Raw genomic sequence first — 17,216 nt, 5'->3', positions numbered from 1 at the left:
CCTGACGTTCAGGCGGCCTGCATCTATGGCGAGGAAGCCGCTGGAGTCGAAGCGGACCTGAGCGCGTGGACGCAGCGGCTGTGGGCGGAGCTGCAGGAGCCGAAGCCGCAGAGCGCGCGTTATCAAGCGGGCAAGCGCTATGTGTACGAAGTGAAGCCGGCGGAGCTGCCGGCGGCGGACCGGCCGTTCCGAGCGGGTGGCACGTATGTGATCACGGGAGGCCTGGGAGGTCTGGGTCTGCTGTTCGCGGAGCATTTGTTGAAGCGGCAGCCCGTGAACCTGATTCTGACGGGAAGAAGCCGTTTGGATGCGGAGAAAGGCTCCCGAATTCGGGAGCTGGAGGCGGCGGGCGGGCGCGTGATGTATCTGCAAGCCGATGTATGTGATCGGGAAGGGATGGAAGCGGGGCTGAGACAGGTCCGGGACCGTTTTGGCGCCATCCATGGCGCGATTCATGCGGCGGGACTGCTCAGCAGCCAGACGATCCTGAGCACAACGGCAGCGGAATTCCAGCGCATCCTCGATCCGAAAATCGAGGGCGCCCTTGTGCTGGATGAGCTATTGAGGGAGGAAGCGCTGGATTTCGTCTGCTATTTTTCCTCCTCGTCAGCGATTCTGGGCGACTTTGGCTCCTGTGACTACGCGATGGGCAACCGGTTCTTGATGGCGCATGCGAATTACCGGAACGAGCTTAGCCGGCGCGGGCAGAGGCAGGGCAAAACGGTAGCGATCAACTGGCCGTTATGGAAAGGCGGAGGCATGGGAGCCGGCGACGGCGAGCATGCGAAGATGTATTTGCAAGCGAGCGGCCAGCGTTATTTGGAAGCGGAAGAAGGCTTCGCGGTCTTTGAACGATTGGTGAGCGGAAGCAGCGCTCACACGCTGGTGCTTGTCGGACAGTCAAGCCGTATACGGCGGTTTCTGGGATTGAGNTGGAAGCGGAAGAAGGCTTCGCGGTCTTTGAACGATTGGTGAGCGGAAGCAGCGCTCACACGCTGGTGCTTGTCGGACAGTCAAGCCGTATACGGCGGTTTCTGGGATTGAGCGGGGCTTCGGTAGAAGCGAAGCCTCAAGGTGATTCGCTGTCGCCAGCCGTTGCCGCTGCCCGTCCGTCAGGGCAAGGAAGACGCCCTGAGATGAGGGGCTGGAGCGTGGAGCAGTGCTTGGAGTGGGAACTGAAAGAGCTGGTCAGCCAACTGCTGAAAATATCCCGCGAGCGGGTTGACCGTGAAGCGAATTTAACGGATTTTGGCTTTGATTCGATCAGTTTAGCGGACCTTTCCCGGGAAATAATGAACCGTATTGGCATTGAAACGACTCCAGCCTTATTTTACGGATATCCAACGCTTGCCCGATTGGCCGGCTATTTCATGACCGATCATGAGGCTGCGATCCGTACGCTATATCGAGAGCAAGAGCAGGCGCAGCAGCCAATCGGCGTGTTGAGCCCGGTCGTACAAGCCGCCAAACCGGACTCTCCATCCAGCAAGCGCCGCATGTCCGAATTGGGCACAGCGGCGGTGGCGGCACAGCGATCTTCGCAAGAAGAGATTGCGATTATCGGTATGAGTGGGCGCTTTCCCGATGCTCGGAATATTGAGGAGCTCTGGACAATCTTGACCAATGGACAGGATGTGGTGAAGGAGCATCCTTCGAACCGATTTACAGAAGATCCTGGCCGTACTGCCAAATGGAAAGGCGGCTGGGTGCCGGGCGTTGCTGAGTTTGATCCTTTATTTTTCGGCATATCGCCTAAGGAAGCGGAGATGATGGACCCGAGACAGCGCTTGCTGCTGCAGGAATCGTGGAGGGCGTTGGAAGATGCCGGATATGGATCCGAGCAAATCGAACGGGGCAAAATCGGCATGTTTGTCGGCGTGGAAAGCGGTGATTATCAGTATTTAACCGGAATCAACGCTCCGATAACGTCCAATCACGATGCGATTCTGGCGGCGCGCTTATCTTATTTTCTCAATTTGAACGGTCCCAACATGGCGATTAATACAGCCTGCTCGTCCGGTCTGGTGGCGGCCCATCAGGCTTGCTCCAGCCTGCGCAATCAGGAATGCGACACCGCCATTGCTGCGGGAGTGAATTTGATTCTTGCCTCCGGCACCCTGGCAGCGATTAATCAAGCGGGGATGCTGTCCGAGGATGGCAAGTGTTATGTGTTCGATAAGCGGGCTAACGGTATGGTTGCGGGCGAAGCAGTAAGCGTAGTCGTGCTCAAGAGATTGTCTCAAGCGGTGGCCGACGGCGATCCTATCTATGCAGTCATCAAGGGAAGCGGCATAAACTATGACGGCAAAACGAACGGCATTACGGCTCCAAGCGGCGTTGCGCAAGCGAATCTTCTGAAATCCGTTTACGAGCAGTATCAAGTGAATCCGGCTCATATCGAATATATCGTCACGCATGGTACGGGAACTCGCCTCGGCGATCCGATAGAGATCAATGCCCTGTACGATTCATTTAAAAGCTATACCCGTGAACAAGGCTATTGCGCACTGACCTCCACGAAGACGAATTTCGGTCATACTTTTGCCGCTTCCGGATTGGTCAGCCTCATTAGTCTGGTGCAGGCAATGCGGCACGAAACGATTCCGGCCAGTCTGCATTGTGAGACGGAGAATGACTACATTAACTGGAAGGAAAGTCCATTCTATGTGAATAAAACAGCAAAACCGTGGTCGAACAAAGCGGGGCGCAATCGTCTTGGAGCGGTCAGTGCTTTTGGCATGAGCGGCACGAATGCCCACATGGTGGTGGAAAGTTATTCGGCGGATGAAGTAGGGCAACTGCCTTCGGGAACTACGTCTTATTTGCTTGTACTCTCAGCCAAAACAGAAGAAAGTTTGCAGGAAAAAGTAAATGATATGATCGGCTTCATTCAAACGGGAGATGCCGAACAACCGGATTGGAGTCGAATCAGCTATACGTTGATGACAGGAAGACAGCATTTTAGCCATCGCTGCGCAATTGTCGTACAAGGAAGGGAAGACGCGGTTCATCTGCTCGGGATAGCTAAAGGAATAGAAAAGCTGCCGAACCTTTTCCGGGGACAGGTTCCTCGCGATTTTACCGGACAGAAGGCGATGTATGCCTATATCCGGGACTTATTGGCACAGAGCGAAGCCAAACGAGAGGACAGGGAGAAATATCTGGATATGCTCCATGTTTTGGCGGATTTGTACTGCCAAGGTTATGACATTCCGTGGAAGCATCTTCATGAGAATGCACATCGGGGACGCCTGCATCTGCCGACGTATCCGTTTGCCAGAAGCCATTATTGGGTTCGTGATTTTGCGTCTTTGGGCAATCTCGCGGCAGCAGTCCAGCCCGCTTTGTCGGCTATTCAGGAGACGGTTGTTAATGAATTCAGGCCGATTGTTCCAACTGAAAGCGGATCTGTCACTTTGATTGAGCCGCATGTGATAGAGAAGCCGGTGAAGATTACACTGAGTCCGATCCAGCCTGATCCGGTGCGTCCACCGTCTGTGGCGAATTCTGGAAAGCCGACGATTTCCCTGCCATTAACAGGCGGTTCGGAGGCATTCGAGACTCCAACGCTATCGATTGCTTTGCTGGAGCAAAAGGCGACAGTTGCCCCTGCACAAGGGATTTCGATTTCGACCAGACAACTGGAGACCGAGCTGAAACTTAGTTTGGCTGAGGCTTTGGCAATGGAGAGTCATCAAATTGATGAAGAGATATCTTTTATCGATTTGGGATTAGATTCGATCATTGGCGTGGAATGGATACAGAAGATCAACCAGAAGCATCAGACTTCTTTTGCCGCCAGTGTCATTTATGAATACCCCAATGTACGAGACTTCGCAGCGTATTTAGCCAAGGAACTGCATGCAGCAGCGAGCCAGTCAAGCCAGCAGGATTCGGAGTCTGGGAAAACTTCATCCGGAAGTGCGCTGCATGCGGTCCGATTGCCTTCCCGCGAACCTGAACCCGCCGCTGCGGAACAAAAGGGGAACGGCGCTTTGTTTCGCACGATGGCGCAGGAACAACTGCATGTTGAGTTGACGGATAGTTTGGCGGAAGCTTTAGGTATGGAGCGCAGTCAGATTGATCAGGATGCCAGTCTGATCGACATGGGAATGGATTCTATTATAGGGGTCGAATGGATTCAGAAGATCAATCAAACTTATGGTATGGCATTGACAGCTAATGTAATCTATGATCATCCAACGATTCGCACTTTTGCGTTGTTCCTAGAGGAGCAACGGCAACCGCAGCAGGGCAGCGTTCAACCAATTGCCGCCCAAACACCGTCGTCTTCTCCGCTGCAAGAACTGCTCCAACAGGTACAGGAAGGAAATATGGATATCGAGCAGGCCGATCTGCTTCTGCAACAACTGTACTTGGCATCTGTCGGCAGCGCATCCGGGCAAACGAATTGACGTTCTTTTACATACCCATAACCCAGGAGGTAATCATTATGCAAAAACAAGAAATTTTCAATATTGTCGTAGGCCATACTCGCGAGGTGCTTCCCGAATTGGAAAATCATGATTTCAAGCCTGCGGAAAGCTTGACGGAGCTAGGCGCGAATTCCGTCGATCGTGCCGAGATTGTCATGATGACCATGGATTCTTTGGAACTTCGCATTCCTCGCGTTGAGCTATCAGGCGCGCAAAATATCGGGGAACTGGTCGAGGTACTCTATGGGAAATTACAATCCGTCTAAAATTGTTGTCACCGGAATTGGCGTCGTATCGGCGATAGGGCAGGGAAAAGCTGCTTTCACAGAGGCGCTGCTGGCAGGGCGCCATGCCTTCGGCATCATGCAGCGTGCCGGCAGGCAAAAGGACACGGCATTTATAGGAGCAGAGATTTCTTCTCTGCTCCCTCCTGAGTCTATCTCCAAACGGCTGCTTCGAACTTTATCCTTATCGGGTCAGGCTGCGCTCATTGCTTTGCAAGAAGCATGGGAGGAGGCGAGATTAGATGCCGTTGACCCATCGCGTATTGGCTTAGTGATCGGCGGTTCCAACGTTCAACAGCGTGAGCTGCTGCAAACGTACGTAACATATGGAGAGCGGATCGATTTTGTCCGGCCGACCTACGGGATCTCTTTTATGGACAGCGATTTGGCTGGTCTATGCACCGAACAATTCCCGATAGAAGGATTTGCCTATACGATCGGAGGCGCTTCGGCAAGCGGTCAAGCATCAATTATTCAAGCGCTCCACAGCGTTCGTTCCGGGCAGGTGGATGTATGCATCGCGATGGGAGCTTTGATGGATCTCTCCTACTTGGAGTGCCAAGCTTTGCGCTCGTTGGGTGCGATGGGCAGTGACCGATATGCACAGACGCCGGAGCTGGCATGCAGGCCTTTTGATCAGAATCACGATGGATTCATATATGGAGAGAACTGTGGCGTTGTCGTCATTGAACGGACGGAATCAGCCGTCCGCCGAGGCGCGCAGCCTTACGCGGAGCTGTTGGGCGGAGCGATAAAGATGGATCGCAATCGCAATCCGGATCCTTCGTATGCCGGAGAAGTTCGCGTCATTCAAAGCGTATTAGAGCAATCAGGCTTGTCTCCGCAGGATATTGATTATATTAATCCTCATGGAACGGGTTCGTTGATTGGAGATGAAACGGAGGCCAGGGCGATTATTGACTGCCAGTTGGGCCATGCATTTATGAATACAACCAAATCGATTATTGGACATGGCTTAAGTGCTGCCGGCACAGTTGAGGTGGTAGCAACGCTCTTGCAGATGAAAGAGAATCGGCTGCATCCGAGCAGAAATTTGGAAAATCCGATTCATGACGCATGCCGATGGGTGCAGGGCGAATCCATTCCTCATGCTATTGAGCACGCGCTCACGTTAAGCATGGGTTTCGGAGGGATTAACACCGCTCTTTGTTTCAAAAGACAAGCAGATCCTGGGGAGGAATCATAAATGGTTGCAGTTGGTATCGAGGCGATGAATGTATTCGGGGGAACCGCATATTTGAACGTGATGGAGTTAGCCAAGCACCGTAATCTGGATACGACGCGTTTTGAAAATCTGCTTATGAAAGAGAAGGCGGTTGCACTTCCTTATGAAGATCCCGTTACCTTTGGCGTCAATGCGGCGAAGCCTATTATCGACCAGCTTTCCGAAGCAGAGAGGAATCGAATCGAACTGCTGATTACATGTACCGAATCCGGGATCGATTTTGGGAAATCGATGAGTACCTATATCCATCATTATTTGGGATTAAATCGGAATTGCCGCCTGTTCGAGCTGAAAAATGCTTGCTACGCAGGGACGGCCGGATTTCAGATGGCCGTCAATTTTATTTTGTCTCAGGCTTCTCCCGGAGCCAAGGCTTTAGTTGTAGCGACGGATATTTCACGCTTCCTGGCGGCAGAAGGCGGAGAGGCGCTGACCGAAGACTGGTCCTATGCCGAGCCTAGCGGCGGGGCTGGAGCCATAGCTGTTTTGATAGGAGAGAATCCCCAAGTATTCCAGGTAGACGTGGGGGCTAACGGATATTACGGATATGAGGTTATGGATACGTGCCGTCCGATTCCCGATAGTGAAGCAGGCGATGCCGACCTCTCCTTATTGTCTTATCTGGATTGCTGCGAAAATGCTTTTCTGGAGTATCAAAAACGCGTAGTAGGCGTGAATTACCGCGATTCGTTCCAGTACTTGTCATTCCACACCCCGTTTGGCGGCATGGTTAAAGGGGCGCATCGCAGCATGATGCGCAAGATGGTCAAGGCCGCCACGGCCGAGATTGAAGCCGATTTCCAGCAGCGTGTCACTCCCGGGCTGAACTATTGCCAGAGAGTCGGCAATATTATGGGCGGCACGGTCTTGCTTTCCTTGGCCAGCACAATCGATAATGGCCGTTTTGAAAGCGCCAAACGAATCGGGCTCTTCTCTTACGGCTCAGGCTGCTGTTCCGAATTTTACAGCGGAGTCGCAACCTCGTACGGGCAGCAATTACAGCGCCGATTCCGGATAGAAGATCAGTTGAATCATCGCTATGCCTTGAGTATGAACCAGTACGATACGCTGTTGGCCGGCAGCAATGCGGTGAAGTTCGGTACTCGAAATGTCAAACTTGATGTGGATCTGCTTCCCGAGCCTTTCAGGGCTTCCCAAGGGAAAGGCTTTCTATTTCTGGATCGAATTAGCGAATTCCATCGCGAATACAGGTTCGTCTAATGAATTACGAAACGATTAAAGTCCGTTTTCAAGATAAGGTTTGCGTGATTCAGTTATATCGGCCGGAAGCGAACAATACGATCAATGATCGAATGATAGAAGAGTGCCATCATGTATTGGCGTTGTGTGAAGAGTCTGTCAAGGTTGTGGTTTTGGAAGGATTGCCGGAAATATTTTGCTTCGGCGCAGACTTCCAGGGAATTTACGAGAAAGCAGCCGACGGGCAAGCGCCTGGGCATGATCCCGAGCCTTTGTATGATTTGTGGCTGAAATTGGCAACGGGTCCGTATATAACGATTTCGCATGTTCGTGGAAAAGTGAATGCCGGAGGAATCGGCTTTGTTGCCGCCTGTGATATCGTGCTCTCCGATCTAACGGCGGTGTTTAGTTTGTCCGAGCTGTTGTTCGGGCTTTTTCCCGCTTGTGTGCTTCCTTTTTTAATTCGCCGCATAGGTTATCAAAAGGCGCATTATTTAACGCTGATGACACAGCCTGTCTCAGCTTCGCAAGCGCATACCTGGGGTTTGGCGGACGTATGCGACGCTCAAAGCGAGGCGCTGCTTCGCAAGCACTTGCTCCGTCTTCGCAAGCTGCCGAAATCGGGCATAGCCCAGTATAAGCGCTATATGAATCAATTGGATGACGTTCTGGTAAAATCCAAATCTCCGGCGTTGGCAGGAAATAGGGAAATTTTTTCCGATCCTCGCAATCTGGAGGGAATTTTCCGATTTGTCGAGCAAGGACAATTCCCATGGGAGCGTGAGTAATGATGGTTTCATCCGTAGTTTCGATGCATGAGCTTACTCCCGAAATTGTTCAAATCACGATGGAGGACAGGGAGCATAAGAACACGTTTTCCAAGGAATTGATTGAAGGCTTGACGGAAGCCTATGAAAAGATTGAGACTCATCCGAACTACAAGTGTGTCGTCCTGACAGGTTATGACAGCTATTTTGCTTCCGGAGGAACGCAGGATGGACTGCTGGCCATTTTTGAAGGAAAAGAAAAATTTACCGATACGAATATTTACAGCCTGGCTTTGGCGTGTAAAATTCCGGTCATTTCGGCCATGCAAGGCCATGCCATCGGCGGCGGATTTGCCATGGCGTTGTTTTCCGATTTTGTGATTTTCAGCCGGGAGAGCGTGTATACGACCAATTTCATGAGATATGGCTTTACACCGGGGATGGGGGCTACTTTCATCCTGCCGAAGAAGCTGGGATTCAGCCTGGCGGAAGAGCTGTTGATTAACGCCGGCAATTACCGCGGAGGAGAATTGGAGAAGAGAGGAATCCCTTTCCCGGTTCTCCCTCGCTCTGAAGTAATGAATTACGCTTGGGATCTTGCCCGGCAAATTGCCGAAAAGCCAAGAGTTTCTCTAATCACTTTAAAAGAGCATTTGGCAGGTCCGCTTCGGGCCGAACTGTCCAAGGTTGTGGAGCAGGAGGTTGCTATGCATGCCAAAACGTTCCACCGTCCGGAAGTAAAGGATCGAATCTATGAATTTTTTGGCAAATAGCTGACGAAGCTGATCTATAGGAAATCAGCAGTCGGCCGCCGGGAAGGTGAAATTCGTTGAATGTCAAAGACATTTTATATGCGCTGCAAATCGGTACGATGAATTCCGCAGAAGTGGAAAAAGAGCTGATCCGCCGGATCGATGCTGCTGCGGGACAGCCGCCTGCAAGGGTGCGGGAGGAGCAAGCGCCAGCCATGGAGCAGGCGCCTGTACTGCCCCCGGGAGTGCCTGCGGAATCGAAGGTTGTTGAGGTTCAGTGTATAGAGCCGGGAATTGCCCTTGTTACGATGAAGGATCGGGAAAATAAAAACACATTTTCTATAGAACTGATTGTAGGCCTGTTTCAGGCCTTCCATTCCATTCAGGCTAATCCGGACTATAAAGTCATCGTTCTTACCGGATATGACACGTACTTTGCGTCTGGCGGGGGAAAGGACGGATTATTGGCTCTGCATGACGGCAAGATGAAAATGACCGATGTGCATGTCTACACCCTGCCCCTGGATTGCAAAATTCCGGTCATCTCGGCGATGCAGGGTCATGGAATTGGCGGGGGGTGGTGTTTCGGCATGTTTAGCGATTTTGTGGTCATGAGCCGGGAAAGCAGCTATACATGCAACCATATGAAGTATGGTTTTACTCCCGGGGATGGGGCGACTTTGATTTTTCCCGAGAAACTGGGCCCTGTTCTCGCGCAAGAGATTCTTTACACGGGCAACCGCTTCCGCGGAGCGGAATTGGCGGCCAAGGGAGCGCCGGTCCCGATTGTACCGCGCAATGAGGTTATGCCTTATGCGATACGGTTGGCGAAGGATTTGGCAGAAGTGCCCAGAGAATCTTTGATGCTGATGAAAGAACATATGACCGAGCCAATCAAGAAACGGATTACAGCCGTGTTAGAAAAAGAATGGGGGATGCAGCAAAAAACCTTCGTTAACAAGCCGGAGGTGCTGCAAAAGATTTTGTCTGTTTTCGAGCAGTCTTCTCCGATGACGAATGCGCCTGAACTCATTTCCCTGAATCGCAGTACGCGGGGGAATCCTGTATTTTGGCTGCACGGAGAAGGAGGAGGTGTTGAAGGATATCAATATTTTGCCCAGCGGACAGGTCGTCCTTTTTACGGGATTCAGGCGAAAGGGCGCATGAATGCCGACGCCCCGATTCATGGATTGACGGCCATGGCGGCCTACTATGTGCAGTTGATTCGTTCCCTTCAGCCTCAAGGCCCTTACGATTTGGGCGGATATTCGCTAGGCGGCCTGCTTGCTTATGAGACGGCCCGCCAACTGCAACTGTCCGGCCAGGCGGTAAGATCGCTGGTTATGCTGGACACGCTGGACCCTCACGGGATGAGCAAGGTGGCGATATCGGAGCAGGGCCGGATGTTGCAGGCGGTCAATCTGTCCTTGATCAGCCGGCTTCGCCAAGGGCCGGATAAGCTCTACCCGAAGCTGATTCATCCCGAGGAGATCAACTTGGATGCACCCGCTGACGAATTGCTGCTGCATCTCATCTCACTTGGCAAAACACGAGGTTTGTCCATAACCAAAAGCGATAGCGAGCTGGCTCAGATTTTCAGGAAAAATTTACAGGTTCAAGCCGCATTCAAAAGTGAACATTTCCGGGTTCTGCCCCTGCCTGACCCCCAAGCGGTCTCCTGCTATTATTTCAGGAACAAGAACGGCAAGTTCTACGGAGATCTGGAACCGTATTTAACGACCTTGCACGATCAGCTTTCCGTAGACCGTACGGCTTATTGGCAAGAATGGGAACGGAGCTTGCCTGATTTTCAACTTATCGATGTAGAGGCGTCCAACCATATTACGTTATTGTTTGAAACCGGCGTGTGTGAAACGATAGGGGGATTTTGTGAACAATTGTATCAATAAAATAGTATATGGAGTGATGGATCATGGATCATGCTGAGAAAATGGCTAAGGAAAAAATCCCGAAATTGCTGCTGCAATTTTCAATTCCGGCGATTATTGCTATGCTGGTAGGTGCGTTATATAACGTAATCGATCGTATTTATATCGGACATAGTGCAGCAGGTACGCTTGGTATTGCCGCAATGACGATCAGTCTGCCTGTGATGCTGTTTATTTGGGCTTGCGGAACGCTGATTGGAGTGGGGGCTTCCTCCTTGGTGTCGATCAAGCTGGGTGAGAAGAAAATTGCGGAAGCGGAAAGAGTCATGGGCAATGCTCTAATATTGCTTATTTTTGCTTCCATCGCCATTACCATAGCGGGAATGCTTTTGTTGACCCCGATTCTCAAGTTCTACGGAGCAAGCAGTGACGTACTGCCTTATGCCAAGGATTATATGGCTGTTTTTTTTGGCGGAACCTTGTTTTTGTTGGTTGGTTTTGGTATGAATAACTTTATCAGAGCAGAGGGCAATCCCCAAAAAGCGATGCTCACAATGGTCACAGGCCCTATTTTGAATATCCTGATCGCTCCAATCTTCATTTATTGGTTCGGCTGGGGTATGATAGGAGCGGCGCTAGCTACAGTGGTCGCGCAGACGATCTCAACTGTACTTGTCATTGCGCATTTCTTTGGTAAGAAGAGCGTCTTGAAAATTCGTACCGCTCATCTCAAGCCAGAGGGCGCGGTAGTCGGAAAAATAATCGCCTTGGGTGCAGCCCCATTTGTTTTGCAAATTGTGACGAGTATTGCAACTGTCATCGTAAATAATAAATTGATTAAGTATGGAGGAGATATCGCTGTATCGGGAATGGGCACGGTCGCCAGTATTCAAATTCTTATCACGATGACGCTTATGGGCATTAATCAAGGCATGCAGCCTATCATTGGATTTAACTTCGGAGCCAAGCATTATGATAGAGTAAAAGAAACGCTTAAATATGCGGCTGTCTCCGCGACTTTGGTGGCGACCTTGTCGTATATACTAACACGTTTAATCCCAGACCGTCTTATTGCCATATTCAACAGCCATGACGCACAGTTAGTTGCTTTTGGAAGCCATGCAATGAGCGTATATTTGTTTTGTTTGCCGGTTATCGGATTTCAAATTATCGGCTTGGGTTATTTTCAAGCCATCGGCAAAGCTAAGCAGGCTATCCTGTTAAGTTTATCGAGGCAAGTGTTGATTTTCATTCCGGCCCTTTTTATTCTTCCCCGCTTTTTTCAAATGCAGGGGGTGCTAGTTGCCGGACCTATAGCCGACTCGGTATCCTTTTTGATTACGGGAATACTGCTTCTTGTTGAGTTGAGACACCTCAATCGGGAGAGTCGGGAGCACCAGCTCTCTAAGGTACCGATAACAGATATGAAATGAGGGATGTTATGGGGGATTTACCATGTAAAGGGTGCAAAGGCTTGTGCTGCGGTCCTGTTCCTGTTACGGAGAAAGAGCTTAAATTGATCATAAAGAAAGTGAAGTCCATGCCTAAAAAAAGCAGGATGGAGCTTGAGAATCAAACGAGATATTATGGGACCTGCATGTTTTATGATATGGAAAAAGACAGATGCGGCATTCATTCGGTCAGGCCCGGGGTTTGCCGCGCCTTCGGCTATTATAAATCGCTTGTTTGTTTTCGCAATCCGGAAATGGCAACCCAAAATAATTGGACTCCTCAGGATAAACCGATTGGTATGCTATCGATAGATATTACGTGGAAAGCTTTTTAAACAGCAGGGGTGTATTTCCAGATCATTGGAAATGCACCCTTGTTTATTTTAAGCCAATAAATGATGGAGGTTATCGATTTTTCGAATATTTGCAGCCGCGCATGATCCCATGAATGAAAAGCTCACTGAATGAGGCCCGCGATTCCCAAAAAACTAAAAAACCTTATTCGATGGAGCATCGGATAAGGTTAAAAAGATTATTTTATAAGGATTGAAGATCTTTACATATATAAAATGAGATAAAATCCTAAAATATGGAATAAGAAGTTGAAAAAAGTAGTACATTAATTTATAATATAATACGTACATATAAATCATAACACATTAACGGCATGCTGTCAAGGGGTGAAATTAACATTTTACAGGTAAGAGGTTAAAGAAAGTAAATTTAAATGAACCAGTTGTAATCTGCGTTTAGAAAAGGTGGCGAAACATGGATCATATCCAAAGATTAGGCGGAGAAAAGATATCAAAGTTATTGGTGCAATTTTCAGTGCCTGCTATGATTGCGATGTTGGTTGGTGCACTCTACAACGTGATTGATCGAGTATTTATCGGTCACAGTATTGGATCACTTGGTATCGCCGGTATCACGATTAGTTTGCCGATTATGCTGCTTATATGGGCAGGTGGAACGTTGATTGGGGTGGGGGGTTCTTCACTCGTATCCATCAAGCTGGGTGAAAAGAAAGTAGACGAAGCAGAGCAGATTATGGGGAACGCGCTTATGCTGCTGATTATCGTATCGATCTTCATCACTTTGTTAGGCTTGCTTTTTATGACTCCTATTCTTAAAGTATATGGAGCAAGCATCGACGTACTGCCATTCGCGAAAGACTATATGATTTATATTTTTGCAGGAACGGTCTTGATGCTGGTTGGCTTCGGCATGAATAATTTTATCAGAGCAGAAGGAAATCCGAAAAAGGCGATGTTAACGATGCTTATCGGTCCGCTATTGAATATTATATTAGCACCCCTATTTATTTTTGGTTTTGGTTGGGGTATGAAAGGGGTAGCCTTGGCGACAGTTCTGGCGCAGGCTGTGTCAACGGCTTTTGTCTTAGCTCACTTTTATGGGGGCAAGAGCACCCTGAAAATACGTATGAAGTATATAAAGCCTGAGGGTGCCCTTGTTGGAAAAATAGTTGCGCTTGGCGCTGCTCCTTTTGTCATGCAGGCCATGTCCAGCCTTCTCAATGTTATAATTAATAATAACATGGTTAAATACGGAGGAGACATCGCTGTATCGGGTATGGGAGTGGTAGCGAGTGTTCAGGCCCTCGTCATGATGTCAATTATGGGGATCAATCAGGGGGTTCAGCCTATTATAGGATACAATTATGGGGCTGAAAGGTTTGATCGCGTAAAAAAAGCGCTCCGCTATGCGATGATTGCTGCGACGGTTATTCCGTGCCTGGCTTTTTTGATCGCACAGCTGTTTCCAGAGCAGCTTATTGCGAGTTTCAACAGTGAGGATAAGGAGCTTATCACTTTCGGAAGCCATGCCCTTCGCGTGTATTTGATCTTGCTTCCAATTATAGGGGTTCAAGTGATTGGTTCCGGTTATTTCATGGCTATTGGTAAAGCCAAGCAGGCAATGATTTTGAGCTTGTCCAGACAGGTACTTATCTTTATACCAGCTTTGTTAATTCTTCCTCATTTTTTTCAAGTCGAGGGTGTGTTAGTTTCCGGACCGCTTGCCGACTTGATTGCCACTGCCATTACAGGGATACTGCTGCTTTTTGAATTGAGAATTCTTAATCGGAAAAATCAAACGAGCGCAGCAATCCAGATGTCGGCTGTTGAGAAATAGGAACGATTGGAAAGTAGATCATACAAGCTTGAAAGAGCAAGTGTAAGTTCCGTTTTCCAGGGAGGAGGAGTTAAAGGATGGCGAACGAACAACATGAAGGATTAGAGACTGAACTTACGCTTGAACAAACGAAAGAGCTTTTATTTGAACTAGGGAAAAAAAGCTCTTCGCTGGCATATACAGAAGTTATGGAGAAACTCGCCCCTTTCGATCAGGATTCAGAGCAGATCGATGAATTTTTCGAGCAGCTGGCTGAAAATGGGATTGATGTGAGCAACGAATTGAATGACGATCCTTCTCATGAGCCCGACGATCATGCTCAGGATGACTTGAATTTTGAGGATAACTTGATCTTCCCGCCTGGTATTAAAATTAATGATCCTGTACGGATGTATTTGAAGGAAATCGGACGTGTTCCTTTGCTTTCAGCAGAGGAGGAAATCGTTTTGGCCAAAAGGATCGAGCAGGGTGACGAATCAGCGAAGCGCAGATTGGCTGAAGCGAACCTGCGCCTTGTCGTCAGTATCGCCAGACGATATAACGGTCGCGGCCTGCTTTTCCTGGATTTAATTCAGGAAGGCAATATGGGGCTGATCAAAGCGGTAGAAAAGTTTGATTATAACAAGGGGTACAAATTCAGTACGTATGCAACTTGGTGGATTCGACAGGCCATTACGCGAGCCATTGCCGATCAAGCTAGAACGATCCGCGTTCCGGTTCACATGGTGGAAACAATCAACAAGCTTATCCGAGTTTCCAGACAACTGCTGCAAGAAATCGGACGCGAGCCTACACCTGAAGAGATCGCCAAGGAGATGGAGCTTAGTACGGAAAAGGTGAGAGAGATTATGAAAATCTCTCAGGAACCTGTTTCACTGGAAACGCCGATCGGCGAAGAGAACGACTCGAATCTTGGTGATTTTATCGAGGATCATGAGGCGCTGGCCCCCTCTGATGCAGCTGCTTATGAGTTGCTGAAGGAGCAACTGGAGGATGTGCTGGATACACTCACCGAACGTGAAGAGAATGTTCTGCGTCTTCGATTTGGACTTGATGATGGCCGTACACGCACCCTTGAGGAAGTGGGTAAAGTGTTCGGTGTTACCCGCGAGCGCATTCGCCAGATCGAAGCGAAAGCGCTGCGTAAGCTGAGACATCCAAGTCGCAGCAAGCGATTGAAAGATTTTTTGGAATAACATAATGGATGAATAAACGAACGAAGGCGGTGGTTACATGGAAGCTGGATTTATTATCCGCTGTTTGAAATGCGGCGAGGAACAGAAAATAGTGCCTGGCAGACGTCCCAACTATCGCAATGAACGCATTGTTTTTGGTACGGACAATTATGGCGCCGATCAAATCTCATGTGAATGCGGAAATGCTCTTGAAGAGCTAAGCAAACATGAAGGCAACGGATTTGAAGGAGAGTTTATTGTAGAGTGGCGAGATATTTCGAAGTAACTTGACTCAGAGGTACAATTATGAAGCCCGCGCGATTCATTAAAAACAGATTGTCAGGTGTTCATAATCCAACGGTCACACATGGGATGGAGGAGCCAAACAAAACGTTGAAGGATATAAAGGGGCTGTCTATAAATCGTTCTCAACGTTAGAACTGGCAGAAATTTGGTGGACACCTATCTAATTATTGATCCTCGAACACGGAGGCCCTTTTATGTTGGACAAACCCATGATATGGAACATCGGAAAATCAGCCATTTACGTGATTCTTATAAACATAGAGCCTATAAAAAGTGGATTGCAAGTATCCGGAAGGATGGCCTCGAACCGGAATTCCAGATCGTTGATATACAGCCAACAAAAGCAGATTCCCTGCGTTCATAACCAATAAAAGTGGCATGGCTTAATCAAATAATGACTTTGCGGCAAAATAGCGGCAATGGCATAATGTTATTGAGGAAGGTGATGTTATGTTCACACCCAAATATTCAATAACTGACGCCATTGCCCGCAGACTAATGGATATACAACGCGCCAGTGTTGTAGTGGATTTGCTTCCATTGCCCGCATCTATTCTGGATTTGCTTAAGAAAGAATCGATGGAAAAGACGGTCATTCTTTCAACGAAAATTGAAGGAAACACGCTTGATGAGGCGACGAAGCGAAAAGTCTTGTACCAAACCAGCAATGACAATGAAGAGCAGGAAGTTTATAACTTAATGAAAGCTTTGGAATACCTGGATGAAGCCGAAAAAAGGCAGCTCCCGGTCACAGAGGAATTTATTAAAAAGCTGCACGCCATTATCCGAATATCGCACGGACGAAGACCGCGTATTAGCGACTATCGCGAAGAACAAAATCAAGTAGGCGGCCGCATTGCTTCTGGTTTTTATTTGCCGCCGGAATGGAAGATCTGGTGGCCTGGGTGAATTCGCCGGGAACCTATTCGGTCCCGGTTCCTATCAAAGCGGGGATTTTCATGTGGCAGTTTCTGACGATCCATCCGTATATGGACGGGAATGGCCGAACGGCCCGGATGATCACGACATATCTTTTACGCCGCGGCGGATATGGCTTAAAGGGGTTATTTGTACTCGAGAATTTCTATGACCGCAACTTGGCTGAATATTATCGCCGACTCCAGTTGGGTCTCCATCACAATTATTATTTTGGGCGGAATGAGGCTGACATGACACTTTGGCTGGAATTCTTTATTGATGGTTTGGCGGAGGTTTTTCAAGAAGCTGCTGCCATCGTAACGGAGAAATCTGCCCAAATGACGAAAATCGAGCCGGATCTGATTCGCAAGTTAGATCCCCAGCAAAGAATGTTGTTCGCTCAATTAACCTTTAAACAAGACACCCTAACGACAAGCGAAATGAGGGACCTGCTTCGTTTGTCGGACCGTTCAATAAGGGAAAAGGTAAGTCATTGGAGAGAAGAAGGATTCATTGAGCCGCGCGATCAAGACGCCAAAAGAGTTCGTTCGGTCAAATTATCCGCGGAATACGAGAAGCTGGCTCAAGACATTCGAAATTCCCCGGATAAGTTCGCCCATTTCCTAAAATGAATGCAGCAC

Annotated in this window: 13 protein-coding genes and 2 pseudogenes; all 15 read left to right on the top strand. The window is 48.9% G+C overall.

Translation table 11 applies throughout. From position 1 onward, the window contains the following. Window positions 1–141 precede the first annotated feature (141 nt). The 15 genes and pseudogenes from AC0LWT_RS11270 (at window position 142) to AC0LWT_RS11200 (ending at window position 17,207) form a co-directional block, all read left to right on the top strand. Window positions 142–975: an SDR family NAD(P)-dependent oxidoreductase gene (locus AC0LWT_RS11270; protein ID WP_474681346.1), complete on the top strand. Its 834-nt coding sequence runs from the start codon at window positions 142–144 to the stop codon at window positions 973–975. 65 nt (window positions 976–1,040) lie between these two features. Further along, window positions 1,041–4,415, top strand: a complete 3,375-nt coding sequence (locus AC0LWT_RS11265) for a beta-ketoacyl synthase N-terminal-like domain-containing protein (protein ID WP_474681330.1) — start codon at window positions 1,041–1,043, stop codon at window positions 4,413–4,415. A 38-nt stretch (window positions 4,416–4,453) separates the two neighbouring features. Continuing rightward, a complete protein-coding gene (locus AC0LWT_RS11260) occupies window positions 4,454–4,702 on the top strand; it encodes an acyl carrier protein (RefSeq protein WP_474681329.1) in 249 nt (82 codons plus the stop codon). Then, the gene (locus AC0LWT_RS11255; RefSeq protein ID WP_474681328.1) at window positions 4,680–5,927 is read left to right on the top strand and encodes a beta-ketoacyl synthase N-terminal-like domain-containing protein; all 1,248 of its coding nucleotides are present in this window, start codon (window positions 4,680–4,682) and stop codon (window positions 5,925–5,927) included. Before AC0LWT_RS11260 ends, AC0LWT_RS11255 begins: the two co-directional genes overlap by 23 nt. Further along, a complete protein-coding gene (locus AC0LWT_RS11250; protein ID WP_474681327.1) occupies window positions 5,928–7,187 on the top strand; it encodes a hydroxymethylglutaryl-CoA synthase family protein in 1,260 nt (419 codons plus the stop codon). It begins immediately after the preceding gene. Next, window positions 7,187–7,954 (top strand): enoyl-CoA hydratase/isomerase, encoded by a 768-nt coding sequence (locus AC0LWT_RS11245; protein ID WP_474681326.1) that lies wholly within the window; start codon window positions 7,187–7,189, stop codon window positions 7,952–7,954. Before AC0LWT_RS11250 ends, AC0LWT_RS11245 begins: the two co-directional genes overlap by 1 nt. Before the next feature lie 2 nt (window positions 7,955–7,956). Then, entirely contained in the window at window positions 7,957–8,706 is a 750-nt protein-coding gene (locus tag AC0LWT_RS11240; protein ID WP_474681345.1) for a polyketide synthase, read from the top strand. Between the two features lie 56 nt (window positions 8,707–8,762). Further along, a complete protein-coding gene (locus AC0LWT_RS11235) occupies window positions 8,763–10,595 on the top strand; it encodes a polyketide synthase (RefSeq protein WP_474681325.1) in 1,833 nt (610 codons plus the stop codon). A 23-nt stretch (window positions 10,596–10,618) separates the two neighbouring features. Beyond that, window positions 10,619–12,007, top strand: a complete 1,389-nt coding sequence (locus tag AC0LWT_RS11230; RefSeq protein ID WP_474681324.1) for an MATE family efflux transporter — start codon at window positions 10,619–10,621, stop codon at window positions 12,005–12,007. 8 nt (window positions 12,008–12,015) lie between these two features. Beyond that, complete coding sequence (locus AC0LWT_RS11225) at window positions 12,016–12,360, top strand: YkgJ family cysteine cluster protein (RefSeq protein WP_474681323.1); 345 nt, start codon at window positions 12,016–12,018, stop codon at window positions 12,358–12,360. A 433-nt stretch (window positions 12,361–12,793) separates the two neighbouring features. After that, window positions 12,794–14,176, top strand: coding sequence for an MATE family efflux transporter (locus tag AC0LWT_RS11220; RefSeq protein WP_474681322.1), 1,383 nt, complete (start codon window positions 12,794–12,796; stop codon window positions 14,174–14,176). Window positions 14,177–14,253: 77 nt separating this feature from the next. Further along, a complete protein-coding gene (gene rpoD, locus AC0LWT_RS11215; protein ID WP_474681320.1) occupies window positions 14,254–15,372 on the top strand; it encodes an RNA polymerase sigma factor RpoD in 1,119 nt (372 codons plus the stop codon). A gap of 37 nt (window positions 15,373–15,409) precedes the next feature. Continuing rightward, window positions 15,410–15,637 carry a hypothetical protein gene (locus AC0LWT_RS11210; protein WP_474681319.1) on the top strand — a complete coding sequence of 76 codons (228 nt, stop codon included), beginning with the start codon at window positions 15,410–15,412 and terminating at the stop codon, window positions 15,635–15,637. Between the two features lie 91 nt (window positions 15,638–15,728). After that, window positions 15,729–15,821: pseudogene (locus AC0LWT_RS11205) on the top strand (ribonuclease H1 domain-containing protein); the annotation flags it as partial. Window positions 15,822–16,107: 286 nt separating this feature from the next. Then, a pseudogene (locus AC0LWT_RS11200) lies at window positions 16,108–17,207 on the top strand (Fic family protein). Window positions 17,208–17,216 lie beyond the last annotated feature (9 nt).

It is taken from the genome of Paenibacillus sp. sgz302164 (assembly GCF_056120505.1).
The sequence above is the reverse complement of the archived record's forward strand: the minus strand, read 5'-3'. Positions and strand labels throughout refer to the sequence as shown.